This is a genomic window from Streptomyces sp. NPDC056738, from assembly GCF_042790435.1.
In the GTDB taxonomy this organism is placed as follows: domain Bacteria; phylum Actinomycetota; class Actinomycetes; order Streptomycetales; family Streptomycetaceae; genus Streptomyces.
In genome coordinates, this window is record NZ_JBHTZF010000007.1 from 144,353 (window position 1) to 158,551 (window position 14,199).

A 14,199-nucleotide genomic window follows, 5' to 3' on the forward strand; every position below is an offset into this window, starting at 1 on the left:
GGCGTCCCTATTCGGGGCTGACTTCGAGTGCGTGACCGACGAGCGCGAGCAGGGTCTCGACGACCGAGATCTTGCGGCGCGCATCCATGATCATGACAGGTATGTGCGGAGGAACCGTGAGGGCCTCGCGCACATCCTCCGGCTCGAACTCGTCGGTTCCGTCGAAGTGGTTGACGGCGACGACGTACGGCAGTCCGCAGCTCTCGAAGTAGTCGAGCGCCGGGAAGCAGTCCGAGAGGCGGCGGGTGTCGGCGAGGACCACCGCGCCGATCGCGCCGCGCACGAGGTCGTCCCACATGAACCAGAACCGCTGCTGGCCCGGCGTACCGAAGAGGTAGAGCACCAGGTCGTCGTCGAGCGTGATGCGCCCGAAGTCCATGGCCACGGTGGTGGTCAGCTTGTCCGGCGTACCCGTGAGGTCGTCGGTTTCCTCGCTGGCCTGGGTCATCAGCGCCTCCGTCTGGAGGGGCGTGATCTCCGAGACGGACGTCACGAGCGTGGTCTTGCCGACGCCGAAGCCGCCGGCCACCACGATCTTCGTGGCGATCGGCGCGCGCGTGCGGTCCGTCTGCCAGGCCTGCAGATTCTCCTCGTCGTCGAGGAGGGGAGCGACGCCAGGTTCGGCGTCAGAGACGACGGAGTCCACTCAGCACCCTTTCCAGCAGGGCACGATCCGGCTGTCCCGGACCGTGGCCTGTTCCGTACACGCGGATCTTTCCCTGGTCCGCCAGGTCGCTCAAGAGCACGCGGACCACTCCGAGCGGCATCCTGAGAAGAGCGGCGATCTCGGCCACCGTGCGCATGCGGCGGCAGAGTTCGACGATGGCCCGCATCTCGGGCATCACCCGGGTGGTGAGCGAGCCGTTGGTCAGCTCCTTGCGCACCTCGGGGGCGTCCAGCGCGGCCACGAACGTCTCCACCAGCAGGACGTGGCCGAAGCGCGTCCGTCCACCGGTGAGCGAGTAGGGCCGTACGCGGGCGGGCTTGCGGTCGCCGCCGCGGACGGGGAGCTTCTTGACGACGTTCGACGCGGTCATCAGGCACTCCCGGGAGCGTCGGCCTCGAGGGATTTTCGGAGCTCGATGCGCAGCTCGGGGGTGAGGACGTGTCCGGCCCGGCCGACGAAGAGCGCCATGTGGTACGCCACCACGCTCATGTCGCAGTCCGCGGAGCCGTGCACGCCGAGCAGCGAGCCGTCGCTGATCGCCATGACGAAGAGGCTGCCCTCGTCCATCGCGACCATGGTCTGCTTGACGCCGCCGCCGTCCATCAGCTTGGCGGCGCCGAGGGTGAGGCTGCCGATGCCGGAGACGATGGTGGCGAGGTCGGCCGCGGAGCCCTTGGGTCCGGTCGGCCTGACGCTGTCGGCGGTCCTCGCCTCGGCGTTGCGGCCGGGGTCGGAGGAGAGCAGCAGCAGGCCGTCGGAGGAGACGACCGCGACCGACTGGAGGCCGGGCACCTCCTCGACGAGATTGGTCAGAAGCCAGTGCAGGTTACGTGCTTCGCTGCTCAGGCCGAAGGTACTGGTCGCGGTCAACTGCTTGCCTCCTCGGCTGTGCCCCCAGGTGCTTTCACGTCCTGTGCGCCGGGCCGGTGCCCGCTGGGCGCGGGTCCGGCGGGCGCGTGTGCGGGTGCGGGGGCCGGCGGGGTCTGTCCTTCGGGCGTGGGGGTCTCCGCCGTCCGGTCGGCGATCTCGGCCTCCACGTCGCGGCGGCCTTCGATCGCACCCCGGTGGAACCCGCCGAGCCTGCGGCGCAGGGCCTCGGCGTCCACGCCGCCCGCGCGGGGCCGCGGGGCGGCGGCGGGGGCGGTGATCTTCGGTGTGCGTTTGGGCAGGCCCTTGTCGGTGAGCCTGGGGTGTTCGTCGGCGGCACGCTCGGCGTCGGCGGCGGCGCGCTCGGCGTCGTCGGGGACACGCTCGTGGTCGTCCGGGCCGATGGCGTACGGGTCGGTCGCCGCCGGATCCGGATCGGCGGGCCTTCCGGCGGTGTGGGGGGCGGAGACCGTCGTGCCTACGGCGTGGGTGGTGCCGGTGGTCGTGCCCGTGGTGCCGGTCGTGTCGGTCGTGCCCGTGGTGCCGGTCGTATCGGTGGCGCCCGTGGTGCCGGTCGTGTCGGTGGTACCGGCGGTGTCCGTGGGGGCCTCGGGGGCCCAGGCGTCCGTGCGGGCGGCGGTCGCGTCGGTGGCGAAGGCCGGAGACGGCTCGGCGGCGGCGCCGGGTGCCTCGGGCGCCGCGAAGGCGGCCGGGGCGGGGGCGTCGGTCGTGCCCGCCGGTGCTCCGGCCGTGGCCGGGGCCTCCGGGGCCAGCTCCGGGAGCAGCAGCTCCATCGTCGTCTCGGAGGTGAGCTCCGGCTCGGGCTCGCGGGGGCCCGGGATGACCGCCGTCCGCGCGGCCGGTCCGGACTCGGGGGCCGGCGTCGGTCCGGGCGCCGCCTCCGGGTCGGCGGCCGAGTCCTGAACGGCCGCCTCGGCCGCCGCGATCAGCGGGTCCTCGGCGTCGGCCGGGGCCGTCAACGGGGCGCGCCGGATCGAACGGCCGCGCAGCACGTTGGAGTTGGCCTCGGCGTCCGCTCCGGGCAGGGCCACCGCGGGGGCGCCGCCGGCCAGCCGGACGGAGGCGGGGACGGTGGACGCCGGGGCGGCGGCGAGCAGCGTCTTCGGGAGGACGACCACGGCGGCCACCCCGCCCTGCTTCTGCTCGCGCAGCTTCACGCGTACACCGTGCCGGTGGGCGAGCCGGGCCACGACGTACAGGCCGAGCCCGAGTCCCTCGCCGCTCTCCTGGTCGTACGTGTCCTCGGGGTCGAACTCGGAGAGGCGGGCGTTGAGGTGCCTCATCCGGTCGTCGGTCATGCCGATGCCCTCGTCCTGCACGGAGAGCATCACGTCACCGCTCTCCAGCAGCCAGCCGGAGACCTCGACGGGTACGTCGGGCGGCGAGAACGAGGTGGCGTTCTCCAGGAGTTCGGCCACCAGGTGGCTGATGTCGTCGGCGGCGTACCCGGCGATGTGCGCGTGCGGGGGCAGCGCGGCGATCCGTACCCGCTCGTACCGCTCGATCTCGCTGACCGAGGCCCGCGCGATGTCGACGAGCGGGACCGGGCCCGCGTGGTGCTGGACGTGCTCGGCGCCGGCGAGGACGAGGAGGTTCTCGCTGTGCCGCCGCATGACGGTGGCGAAGTGGTCCAGCTTGAAGAGGGTGGAGAGGCGGTCCGGGTCCTGCTCGCGCTCCTCGAGGCCCTCGATGACGCCGAGCTGGCGCTCGACGAGACCCAGCGTGCGCAGCGCGAGGTTCACGAAGGTGCTGTGGATGGTGCCGCGCACCTGCTCCAGGTGGGCCGCCGCCTCGGCGAGTTCGCCGCGCAGCCGGTCGCGCTCGTCGGCCATCTGCTGGCGCTGGCCGATGAGGTGCTTGCGGTCGCCTTCGAGGGTGGAGTTCCGCTCGTGCAGCGTGGCCACGTGCTGGTGCAGCGCGTTGACGGAGCGGACGACCTGGGCGAACTCGTCGTTGCGGCCGGTGAACTTGACCGGTTCCGCGGCGGCCGGATCGGCGGCGAGGCGGGCCGAGCCGAGCCGCAGGACGGCGAGCGGCCGGGTGAGGCTGCGGGCCATGGCCATCGTCATGCCGGCCGCGACGAGCATCAGGACGCCGAGGAGGGTGACGCGCAGCTCCAGGGCGGTGACGTCGTCGTCCCGCAGCTTCGCGAGGTCCTTGGTGCGGTGGTCGTTGAGGGAGGCCTCCGCGCCGCGCATCAGGTCGACCCGCGCGGACAGGGCCGCGTCCAGCTTCTTGGTGTCGGTGCCGAGCGCGGAGTCGGAGAGCTTGGGCTGACCGGTGAGGTTCGCCAGGTACTTCTCCGCGGAGCCGACGTCGGGGCCGGTGACCGTGGAGTCGTACGACGTCACGGCCTGCTTGGGCGCGGTCTCGCGGAAGTCCGCGACGGCCGCGTCGGAGCGCAGGCGCGCCTGCTGGGCGGCGGCGCTCAGCGCGTCGCGCTGCTTGGTGGCGGCGGCCGAGGAGACGTTCGTGGTGCTCGTCAGACCCGTGATCGGGTTGTAGACGCTCTGGGTGGTGTGGGGGATGCCGAGGGCCGCGAGGAGCAGTCCGCGGGCGGCGGCGGACTGCTGGACGGCGGTGTCCAGCTCGGCGAGGGAGTGCGCGCCGGAGCCCGCGCGCGGCGGCATCCGGTCGGCCAGGTCCTCGGCGAGGGCGTGGAGTTCGGCGATGGCGTCGGAGTACGACTGGTGCGCTTCGAGAGCGGTGCTCTTGCCGGTGAGCGCCGCTCGCCTGAGCGTCGCGATGCCGTCGAGGTCCTGGAGCAGGGCGGCGGGGGCGTCCGCGTCCGCGCGCAGTTCGTCGACCTGCCGGTCGACCAGGGCGCTGCGCTTCTCGGAGGGGGCCTTGGCCTGGGGCCTGCCGGCGGCGACGTACGAGGTGACCTCGTCGCGCTCGTCGGCCAGCGCGTGCGCGAGGGTCAGCGCCTGCTGGGTGCGCTCGGCGAGCGTCACCAGGTTCTGGGAGTCGTTCAGTTGCTGTGAGGCGGACAGCACCATGGGCGCGCCGGCTCCGGCGATGGCGGCCGCGACGACCGCCACGGCCACGATCAGCCGGTTGCGTACGTGGGCGGTCCTGCCCCGGCCCGTGGAGTCGGTGGCGTCGCCCACGGCGCCACCCTCTGTGGAGTTGGAGGCCGTCTTCTTGCCTGTGCGCCTCGGCCGCGTCTTCTGCACCGGTGCTCGCATTCCTGACTCGTGTACCCATTTGGGGCCCGGGTGACGTCCCGTCAATCGCGGCGTACGCCCGGTACGGCTCCCGACCCTCCCAGTGCCGGTGGGCAGTGGTCCCGCATCATCTGACCCGCCACCCGAAGGAGTGAACATCGGAGGGGAGTTGGCGGGCAAGTCTCCCCGGCGCCCGCGACCGGCCCGCGCGGCGGGCCGGTTGGACGTCGGGGACGGGCTTTGGCAGTATTCGCCGCCACGCCTTGCCGGAGTCGATCATTCCAGGCCAAACCCGGCGCCCGTGCCGCTGAACCGCACGTCGGGCGTCGCCCGGCGTCTTCCGGAGCCCTTGTGAAGGGCTCGTGCAGACTGGCGGAATGCGCACTGAACTCGTGTCGGAGCCCGGAGACCCGGACCGCCCCAATGAGGACTTCGCATCGGTCGGGCTTCCCGCTTCAGGACAAGGCGGTTCACTGGTCGTGCTCGACGGGGTGACACCTCCCCGGGGTGACGACGGCTGTCTGCATTCGGTCCCCTGGTTCTCCGCACGGCTCGGCGGAGCGCTGACCGAACTGTCCGTTTCGCAGGGGGATTTGCCCCTGCCGGAGGTCCTGTCCCGGGCGATTCGCCGCGTCGCCGAGGCGCACGCCGACACCTGTGACCTTTCTCACCCGCGTACGCCCCAGGCAACCGTGGTCCTCGCGCGGTGGTCCGCGTCGCAGGTGGAGTACCTGGTCCTCTCGGACTCGGCGCTGCTGGTGGAATCCCCCGCCGGGGAGGTCGCCGTCCTGCTGGACGACCGCCTCTCCCGGCTCCCGCGCACATCCCTCGTCTCGGACGCCGTCGCCGACTCCACCGTCCGCAACAAGGAGGGCGGCTTCTTCACTGCGGCGGCGGATCCCTCGGTGGCCTCGCGCGCGGTGACGGGCACGCTCCCCCGGTCCTCGGTCCGCGCCCTGACGGCTCTCTCGGACGGCGCGAGCCGATGGGTGGAGCGGTTCCACGCGGGTGACTGGTCCGAGCTGTTCGCGCTGGTGCGCGAGGAGGGCTCCGCCTCGCTCGTCGAACGCGTACGCGGCCTGGAGCGCGCGGACGCGGCGGCTCGACCGGGATCACGGCGCGGCAAGACACACGACGACGCGACGGTGGTGTTCGTGGAGCTCTGATCGGAGACGGACGGGAGGGCCCCGGGCCCTGAAGGGTTGTTGCCGGCCGGGGCCGCGTGGCCGGCAGTGGTGAGTGGCCGTTCGAGGTTCTGCGGGGCCGTGCCAGGTTCTGGGTGGCCGAGGGAGGTTCTGCAGGGCCGAAGGCTGTGGGTGGTCGGGGGCGGGAGGGGTCGTGCGTCGAGCTGGGGGAGCCGTGGGCGCCCGGCAGGGCTACTTCTCCATTCCGCGGTTGAGTTGGTTCAGCAGTCGGGCGAGTTCCGCCACCTCGTTCTGGTCCCAGTGGGCGAGCTGGCGGACGTAGCGGGCCCGGCGGGCCTCGCGGACGCTGGAGACACGGCCGCGGCCCTCGTCGGTGAGGTGGACGAGCCAGGCGCGGCCGTCGGCGGGGTCGGGTTCGCGCGCGACCAGACCCAGCTCCTCCAGGGCGCGGAGCTGCCGGGACATCGTGGCCTTGCCGACGCCGATGTAGGCGGCGAGTTCCGTGGCGCGCTGGCGGCCGCACTCCTCCAGACGGACGAGGAGTCCGTACGCGGCGGACTCCAGGTCCGGATGCACCTCGCGGGCCATCTCCCCCTGGTTGGCACGGGCGCGGCGCAGGAACACGGTCAACTCCCGCTCCAGGGAAAGGAACTCGCGGTCCCCGACCCCGTGCGCCGCGGGCCGGTCCATACCATTTCCCGACACGCCGGATTCGACCGGACGTCCGCCGTCGTTCCCGCCCTCGTGCACGTCAGCACCCCTGACCCGGTTTCCCGATCCTGAAAGTTTCTGCCAGAACTCACCGTTGCCGCAGCTCCGCCAGTATTTCGCAGGCGTAGACCAACGGCAGCCTCCGGCCCCTCTTCCCACGCCGTCGTCTACGTGCGTAGCTTCTTTATCAGACACATTTACTGGCATGCGCACGCCACTCCCAGGTCAAGGACGACCTGATCCCCCCGGGGCACGCATGCCCGCGCTTTCCCCCCACCGAGCTCCGTCAGGGCTCCCCCAGGGCTCCGGAGCTCCCTCGCCCTTCGGAGGCACGCACATGTCCGTGCACAGATCCGGAACGGCCCGCCGCCTGCGCCTGCTCGCGGCCGGAACCCTGCTCGCCGCCTTCTCCCTCCTCTCCACCCTCCCCTCCTCCGCCGCCGACATCCCCGCCCGGGGCACCGCCCGGATGGGCATGGGAGTCGTCGCCCACGACGGTCAGGGCGGCACGCCGACCACCGGCGACGCCACCCAGACGGAAGGGGTCGACGTCGCCGGGTACCAGGGCAACGTCGCCTGGTCGACGCTGTGGAACAGCGGGGTCAGGTGGGCCTACACCAAGGCGAGCGAGGGGACGTACTACACGAACCCGTACTTCGCCCAGCAGTACAACGGCGCCTACAACATCGGCATGATCCGCGGGTCCTACCACTTCGCGACCCCGGACACCACGACGGGCGCCACCCAGGCCAACTACTTCGTCGACCACGGCGGCGGCTGGTCGGGCGACGGCAGGACGCTGCCGGGCACGCTCGACATCGAGTGGAACCCGTACGGGGCAGCCTGTTACGGCAAGACCCAGAGCGCGATGGTGAGCTGGATCAGCAGCTTCCTCAGCCAGTACCGGGCCAGGACCGGCCGTGACGCGGTGATCTACACGGCCGCGAGCTGGTGGACGCAGTGCACGGGCAACTACGGCGGCTTCGCCTCCGCCAACCCGCTGTGGATCGCGCGGTACGCCTCCGATCCGGGGACCCTCCCGGCGGGCTGGGACTACTACACGATGTGGCAGTACACGTCGTCCGGACCGACGGTCGGGGACCACGACAAGTTCAACGGTGCCCTGGACCGCGTCCAGGCGCTCGCCAACGGCTGAGACGCACCTGCCGTACGGCACGGCGGCCGGCGTGGAGCCGGCCGCCGGTCGTACGGCGAAGGTGACGGCACGCGGCACGGCGAAGGCCCGGGCCTCCCTCACGGGACCCGGGCCTTCCCTTCCGGCCGCGTCCGTCACGCCGCCACCGGAACCTCCGGCACGGCACCGTTCGTCGCCGGCGCCAGTGCCAGCTCCAGGACCTGGCGGACGTCCGTGACGGTGTGGACGTCGAGCTTCTCCAGGACCTCGGCCGGGACGTCGTCCAGATCGGCCTCGTTGCGCTTGGGGATGATCACGGTCGTGACACCCGCCCGGTGCGCGGCGAGCAGCTTCTGCTTCACCCCGCCGATCGGCAGGACCCGCCCGGTCAGCGAGACCTCACCGGTCATGGCCACGTCCGTGCGGACCAGCCGGCCCGACAGCAGCGACGCCAGGGCGGTCGTCATCGTGACACCCGCGCTCGGACCGTCCTTCGGGACCGCGCCCGCCGGGAAGTGGATGTGCGCGCCGCGGTCCTTCAGGTCGCCGACGGGGAGTTCGAGCTCCGCGCCGTGCGAGCGCAGGAAGGAGAGCGCGATCTGCGCCGACTCCTTCATCACGTCGCCGAGCTGACCCGTGAGGGTCAGACCGGCCGCGCCCGTCTCCGGGTCGGCCAGCGACGCCTCCACGTAGAGGACGTCTCCGCCCGCTCCCGTGACCGCCAGGCCGGTGGCGACACCGGGCACCGCCGTACGGCGCTCGGCCGGGTCCTGCGCCGACTCGGGCACGTGGTGCGGGCGCCCGATGAGCTCGCGCAGATCGCCGTCGGTGACCGTGAACGGCAGCTCCCGGCGGCCCAGTTCGTGCTGGGCCGCGACCTTGCGCAGCAGCCGGGCGATGCCCCGCTCCAGGTTCCGTACGCCCGCTTCCCGGGTGTACTCCCCCGCGAGCTTGCGCAGCGCGCTCTCGTCGAGGACGACCTCTTCCTTCTCCAGGCCCGCCCGCTCCAGTTGGCGCGGCAGCAGGTGGTCCCGGGCGATGACGACCTTCTCGTCCTCGGTGTAGCCGTCGAGGCGGACCAGCTCCATACGGTCGAGCAGGGCCTCCGGGATGGCCTCCAGGACGTTGGCCGTGGCGAGGAACACCACGTCGGAGAGGTCGAGTTCGACCTCCAGGTAGTGGTCGCGGAAGGTGTGGTTCTGCGCCGGGTCGAGGACTTCGAGCAGCGCCGCCGCCGGGTCGCCCCGGAAGTCGGAGCCGACCTTGTCGATCTCGTCGAGCAGGACCACCGGGTTCATCGACCCGGCCTCCTTGATGGCCCGGACGATCCGGCCGGGCAGCGCGCCGACGTACGTACGGCGGTGGCCGCGAATCTCGGCCTCGTCCCGGACGCCGCCGAGGGCGACACGGACGAACTTGCGGCCCATGGCGTGCGCGACGGACTCGCCGAGCGAGGTCTTGCCGACACCGGGCGGGCCGACGAGCGCGAGCACGGCGCCGCCGCGCCGGCCGCCGACGACCCCGAGACCGCGCTCGGAACGCCGCTTGCGCACCGCCAGGTACTCGGTGATGCGCTCCTTCACGTCCTCCAGACCGGCGTGCTCGGCGTCGAGCACGGCCTGGGCGCCCCTGATGTCGTACGCGTCCTCGGTCCGCTCGTTCCAGGGCAGCTCCAGGACGGTGTCCAGCCAGGTCCGGATCCAGCTTCCCTCCGGCGACTGGTCACTGGAGCGCTCCAGCTTCTCGACCTCCTTGAGGGCGGCCTCGCGGACGCTCTCGGGAAGGTCGGCCGCCTCCACGCGGGCGCGGTAGTCGTCGGACTCGTCCTCGCCGTCCTCTCCCTTGAGGTCGCGCAGCTCCTTGCGTACGGCTTCGAGCTGGCGGCGCAGCAGGAACTCGCGCTGCTGCTTGTCGACGCCCTCCTGGACGTCCTTGGCGATGGACTCGGCGACATCCTGCTCGGCGAGGTGCTCGCGGAGCTGTTCGGTGGCGAGCTTGAGGCGGGCCACCGGGTCGGCGGTCTCCAGCAGCTCGACCTTCTGCTCCACGGTGAGGAACGGTGAGTAGCCGGAATTGTCGGCAAGGGCGGAGACGTCGTCGATCTGCTGCACCCTGTCCACGACCTGCCAGGCGGCGCGCTTGCGCAGCCAGCTCGTCGCCAGGGCCTTGTATTCCTTCACCAGGTCGGCGACCCGGCCGGGCAGCGGGTCGGGCACGGTCTCCTCGACCCGGGTGCCCTCGACCCACAGGGCGGCACCGGGACCGGTGGTCCCAGCGCCCACCCTCACGCGCCCACGCCCCCGGATCAGCGCGCCCGGGTCGCCGTCGGCCAGCCGGCCGACCTGCTCGACCGTGCCGAGCACACCGGTGCTCGCGTAGGTCCCGTCGATGCGTGGCACCAGGAGTACCTGAGGCTTTCCGGGCGTTGAACGGGCGGCGGCCTGAGCGGCCTCCACCGCGGCACGCACATCGGTGTCGTTCAGATCCAGCGGCACCACCATTCCGGGCAGCACGACCTCGTCGTCGAGCGGCAGCACGGGCAGGGTGAGTGATGCGGACGTCGAAGCCATGATCTCCCCTTCGGCAGTCAAGTTGAGTTATGTCGACTCAATGCACGGGAGGCTCGCAATGTTCCCTGGGGAGCGTTCGCTGTGAGCGATCGGCGGGAGTCGCGGGCCGGGCGGCCTGGTGGAGGGCGTCGCGACCGAGCGGCGTCGCGACCGAGCGGCGTCGCGACCGAGCGGCGTCGCGACCGAGCGGCGTCGCGACCGAGCGGCGTCGCGGACCGCGCGGCGTCGCGGACCGCGCGGCCTCACGGACCGCGCGGCCTCACGGACCGAGCGTCGCGGGCCGAGCGTCGCGGGCCGATGCGGCGTCGGGGCCGCCCTCCGGGATGCGGGGTGGCCGTCCGGCTCGGATCGTGGAGTCATGAACCATCACCTCGCCCAGAGCAAGCTCGAGATCGACACCCGGCTCGTCACGACCGGTGCCGTGCTGACCGCGGCCGGTGCCCTGGTGGCGTGCACCGGCATGGTCATCGCGGCCGCCGCCGTGTTCAGCGCGGGCCGGCGCATGATCCGCGCCATGGATGTGCCTCCGTCGCAGGTGGCGGCCATCAAGTGGCGGCAGGCCAAGGAGGCCTCCCTGGCGGGCATGCAGGCATGGCAGTCCGCGTCCGACGCCCGCAACGGGGCGCCCATCCGCTAGCCGGTCCTCCCTCCGATGGCTCAACGGGCCGCTTCTCGTCCGCCGGGGCGGGGAAGGGGCCCGTGAGCCGGTCGGGGCGGCGTCCGGTCGAGGTGACTCTCGACGGGGAGGACGTCCGATCGCGAGGCTCGGCTCGTCGGGGAGCCCGCGTCTCAGGTCCGGGCGGCCTGTTCCGTCCCTTCCGCCCCTTGCGGCTGTTCCGGCTGTTCCGGCTGTTCCGGCTGTTCCGGCTGTTCCGGCTGTGTGACGTACGCGGCGGGGCGATGCCCGCGTCGCCGACGCCGGACCGCGGGCCAGGTCGCGACGCCGATCGCCAGCGCGATCAGGTGGCCCGCGTCCGTCACCGGATCGGCGAGGACGATCAGGTCCTGGGTGAGGACCGCGCCGAAGCCGATCAGCAGGGGCCGGCCCAGCCAGGGTGGCAGGAGTCCCGCCAGCGAGCCGACACTCGCGGCGACGCCGAAGCTGATGCCGTAGTCGAGCCGGTGCAGCGAGCCGACGGGCAGGCCGCCCGCCAGCACCGCGACACCGACCGGCAGCTCGGTGACCAGCGTGGCCACCACGTGCCCGGCCAGGAAGACCCCGGCCGCCCACGCCGTGCCGGTGCGGCGCTCCAGCGCGGTCAGCACGAGCAGGAAGCCGGCCGCGTACGGCGAGGCGATCCCGCCGACGATCCACAGCGCGCTCGCGATCAGCACGAGCACCGGGTGCCGTACGAGGTGCGCGACGTCCGTGCTGGACGCCTGGTGCAGGGCGTGGACGAGCGCGGGGCGCGTGTGCCCGGCGAGCCAGGAGACGAGGGCGAGGACAGCCGCGTACCCGAAGGTGAAGGGAGTGCTCCGCGGGGTGGGCAGCAGGCTCCGGAGTCCCTGGAAGCGCGGTCGGCCGGGGCGGCCGAGGACGGCAGGCGGTCCGGAACCGTCGCCTCGCGCGGGGCCGGGGACTGAATCCGAGCCGGGTCGCGGGGCGAGGCCGGAACAGGACCCGCGTTGCCGCGGCACCGCGGGGAGAGGACCGGATGAAGCCGCACCGCGATCCGCCCCGGCGGACACGGAGGCCTCGCCGGGGTGCACCGCGACTCCGTCCGCGGAGGCGGAAGCCTGCCCGGCGGACACCGGAACCCGCCTGGCGGACCCGGACACCCCACCGGTACGGGCGGCGACCCCATCGGCGGATACGGACACCCCGTCGGTACGGGCGGCGACTCCACAGGCGGACACAGGCATCCCACCGGTGCGCGCGGCGGCGACCCCACCAGCGGACACGGACACCCCATCGGTACGCGCGGCGACCCCACCGGCAGACGCAGGCACCCCACCGGCACGCGCGGCGACCCCGTCCGCAGACACGGAAGCCTGCCCGGCGGACGCCGGGGCCCGACCGGCCGACACGGAACCCTCATCGGTACGCGCCGCGGCCTCGCCCGCCGGCGCGGAGGACCGGGTGACGGGAGCGGCCACTTCCGTCGCGGACCGGGGAGCCGGGGCGGCCGCCGTGCAGGGGTCTTCGGTGGGGGTCCGGTCCACGGTGCGGCGCTCCTTCCGTCGCGGGCCAGCCTTCGCGCCCCCTCCGTCCCTGTCTATGACCGGCGCCACGTGACGGCCGATTCTCAGGGACTCCTCAAGAAAGGGGTGGGCCGGTCAACCTCGTGCGGCCCGCCGTCACTCCGGCGGCCGAGGGAACCGGCGCCCGCAATTCCCGCGACCCGTACAGGTGAAAATGCCAGGATGGCGGCCATGACCTCGTACAGGACTCCCGAAGTCATCGACCGTCGCCAGGGCCCCTACGGCGAGGTCGTGCTGCGGCGCCACGGCGACCTGCTGCAGATCATCGCCAACGGATGCTTCCTGATGGACACCTCCGACGGGCGTTCCGAGCGGCTCCTCATGGACGCGGCGTACGACGCCCTGGACGGGCGCCCGGAGCCGAGCGTGCTGATCGGCGGCCTCGGCGTCGGGTTCTCGCTGGCGCACGCCGCGGCCGATCGCCGCTGGGGACGCATCACGGTTGTCGAGCGCGAACGGGCGATCATCGACTGGCACCGGGACGGCCCCCTCGCGGCGCTCTCGGCCCGGGCGCTCGCGGACCCGCGCACCGACATCGTCGAGAGGGACCTCGTCGAGTACGTCAATGAGATCTCCGACACGTTCGACGCCCTGTGTCTCGACATCGACAACGGACCGGACTGGACGGTCACCGAGGGCAACGCGGGACTGTACGGGGCGTCCGGACTGGCAAGCTGCGCAAGGGCGTTGAGGCCGGGTGGCGTCCTCGCGGTGTGGTCGGCGCAGCCCTCTCCGGAATTTGAAGGAACCTTGCGGAATGCCGGATTCCGACGGGTCCGTACCGAAGTGATCCCCGTTGCCCGGGGCGTTCCCGACGTGGTGCATCTCGCGGTGAGGCCTGGATAGCCGAGCCGCACCCACTGCCCGTACCCTGCTTGCCTGACGCGGATCATTCAAGCGTCAAGCGCAGTCATGGGATCACCCCACGGATTCCGGAAAGCACACTTCAGGGGCGGGCGATGGAGCAGACACACACCTCCCAGAACGGCACGGCGGCGACCCCGGGCGCACAGCGCCGGGTTTTGGTCGTCGAGGACGACCCCACGATCGTCGACGCCATCGCGGCCCGTCTGCGAGCCGAGGGATTCCTCGTGCAAACCGCGGGCGACGGCCCTGCCGCCGTCGACACCGCCGAGGCTTGGCAGCCCGATCTGCTGATCCTCGACATCATGCTGCCCGGCTTCGACGGTCTGGAGGTCTGCCGGCGCGTGCAGGCCGCCCGCCCGGTTCCGGTGCTGATGCTCACCGCGCGCGACGACGAGACCGACATGCTGGTCGGGCTCGGGGTCGGCGCCGACGACTACATGACCAAGCCGTTCTCGATGCGCGAGCTGGCCGCGCGGGTGCACGTGCTGCTCCGCAGGGTCGAGCGCGCGGTCGTCGCGGCCTCCACCCCGCGCAGCGGCATCCTGCGGCTCGGCGAGCTGGAGATCGACCACGCGCAGCGCCGGGTGCGGGTCCGCAGCGAGGACGTGCACCTCACGCCGACCGAGTTCGACCTGCTGGTCTGCCTCGCGAACACCCCGCGTGCCGTACTCTCGCGCGAGCAGCTTCTCGCCGAGGTGTGGGACTGGGCGGACGCCTCCGGTACCCGGACCGTCGACAGTCACATCAAGGCGCTGCGCCGCAAGATCGGCGCCGAGCGGATCCGTACGGTGCACGGCGTCGGCTACGCACTGGAGACCCCGACTCCCTGAGCGGGACCTCCTTGGGA

At 72.4% G+C, this 14,199-nt stretch carries 12 protein-coding genes; 5 read left to right on the forward strand and 7 right to left on the reverse strand.

What is annotated here, in order from left to right:
- Positions 1 to 7: 7 nt before the first annotated feature.
- Genes ACFRIC_RS20005 through ACFRIC_RS20020 form a run of 4 tightly spaced genes read right to left on the reverse strand, consistent with a single transcriptional unit; the run spans position 8 to position 4,743 of the window.
- Positions 8 to 646, reverse strand: coding sequence for an ATP/GTP-binding protein (locus ACFRIC_RS20005; protein ID WP_382787451.1), 639 nt, complete (start codon positions 644 to 646; stop codon positions 8 to 10).
- Positions 627 to 1,037: a DUF742 domain-containing protein gene (locus ACFRIC_RS20010; protein ID WP_362398757.1), complete on the reverse strand. Its 411-nt coding sequence runs from the start codon at positions 1,035 to 1,037 to the stop codon at positions 627 to 629. Before ACFRIC_RS20010 ends, ACFRIC_RS20005 begins: the two co-directional genes overlap by 20 nt.
- Entirely contained in the window at positions 1,037 to 1,537 is a 501-nt protein-coding gene (locus ACFRIC_RS20015) for a roadblock/LC7 domain-containing protein (protein ID WP_382787453.1), read from the reverse strand. The genes ACFRIC_RS20010 and ACFRIC_RS20015 overlap by 1 nt, the downstream gene beginning before the upstream one ends.
- The gene (locus tag ACFRIC_RS20020) at positions 1,534 to 4,743 is read right to left on the reverse strand and encodes a nitrate- and nitrite sensing domain-containing protein (protein ID WP_382787455.1); all 3,210 of its coding nucleotides are present in this window, start codon (positions 4,741 to 4,743) and stop codon (positions 1,534 to 1,536) included. The genes ACFRIC_RS20015 and ACFRIC_RS20020 overlap by 4 nt, the downstream gene beginning before the upstream one ends.
- A 356-nt stretch (positions 4,744 to 5,099) precedes the next feature.
- Here ACFRIC_RS20020 and ACFRIC_RS20025 point away from each other — a divergent pair, with 356 nt between their 5' ends.
- Positions 5,100 to 5,888, forward strand: coding sequence for a protein phosphatase 2C domain-containing protein (locus tag ACFRIC_RS20025; RefSeq protein WP_382787458.1), 789 nt, complete (start codon positions 5,100 to 5,102; stop codon positions 5,886 to 5,888).
- A gap of 210 nt (positions 5,889 to 6,098) precedes the next feature.
- On the opposite strand, the gene ACFRIC_RS20030 is transcribed toward ACFRIC_RS20025, so the two are convergent.
- On the reverse strand, positions 6,099 to 6,617 hold the full coding sequence (locus ACFRIC_RS20030; protein ID WP_382787460.1) for a MarR family winged helix-turn-helix transcriptional regulator: 519 nt from the start codon (positions 6,615 to 6,617) through the stop codon (positions 6,099 to 6,101).
- Between the two features lie 298 nt (positions 6,618 to 6,915).
- Here ACFRIC_RS20030 and ACFRIC_RS20035 point away from each other — a divergent pair, with 298 nt between their 5' ends.
- Positions 6,916 to 7,734, forward strand: a complete 819-nt coding sequence (locus tag ACFRIC_RS20035) for a lysozyme (RefSeq protein ID WP_382787462.1) — start codon at positions 6,916 to 6,918, stop codon at positions 7,732 to 7,734.
- 134 nt (positions 7,735 to 7,868) lie between these two features.
- Here ACFRIC_RS20035 and lon read toward each other — a convergent pair whose 3' ends face one another.
- Positions 7,869 to 10,283, reverse strand: a complete 2,415-nt coding sequence (gene lon / locus ACFRIC_RS20040; protein ID WP_382787464.1) for an endopeptidase La — start codon at positions 10,281 to 10,283, stop codon at positions 7,869 to 7,871.
- Between the two features lie 358 nt (positions 10,284 to 10,641).
- On the opposite strand from lon, the gene ACFRIC_RS20045 reads away from it, so the two are divergent.
- Positions 10,642 to 10,920: a hypothetical protein gene (locus tag ACFRIC_RS20045; protein WP_382787466.1), complete on the forward strand. Its 279-nt coding sequence runs from the start codon at positions 10,642 to 10,644 to the stop codon at positions 10,918 to 10,920.
- Between the two features lie 152 nt (positions 10,921 to 11,072).
- Here the strand turns inward: ACFRIC_RS20045 and ACFRIC_RS20050 are convergent, their stop codons facing one another.
- The gene (locus ACFRIC_RS20050; RefSeq protein WP_382787468.1) at positions 11,073 to 11,921 is read right to left on the reverse strand and encodes a rhomboid-like protein; all 849 of its coding nucleotides are present in this window, start codon (positions 11,919 to 11,921) and stop codon (positions 11,073 to 11,075) included.
- Between the two features lie 735 nt (positions 11,922 to 12,656).
- On the opposite strand from ACFRIC_RS20050, the gene ACFRIC_RS20055 reads away from it, so the two are divergent.
- Entirely contained in the window at positions 12,657 to 13,331 is a 675-nt protein-coding gene (locus ACFRIC_RS20055) for a spermidine synthase (protein WP_382787470.1), read from the forward strand.
- Between the two features lie 113 nt (positions 13,332 to 13,444).
- Complete coding sequence (locus ACFRIC_RS20060) at positions 13,445 to 14,182, forward strand: response regulator transcription factor (protein ID WP_037620929.1); 738 nt, start codon at positions 13,445 to 13,447, stop codon at positions 14,180 to 14,182.
- Positions 14,183 to 14,199: the final 17 nt, after the last annotated feature.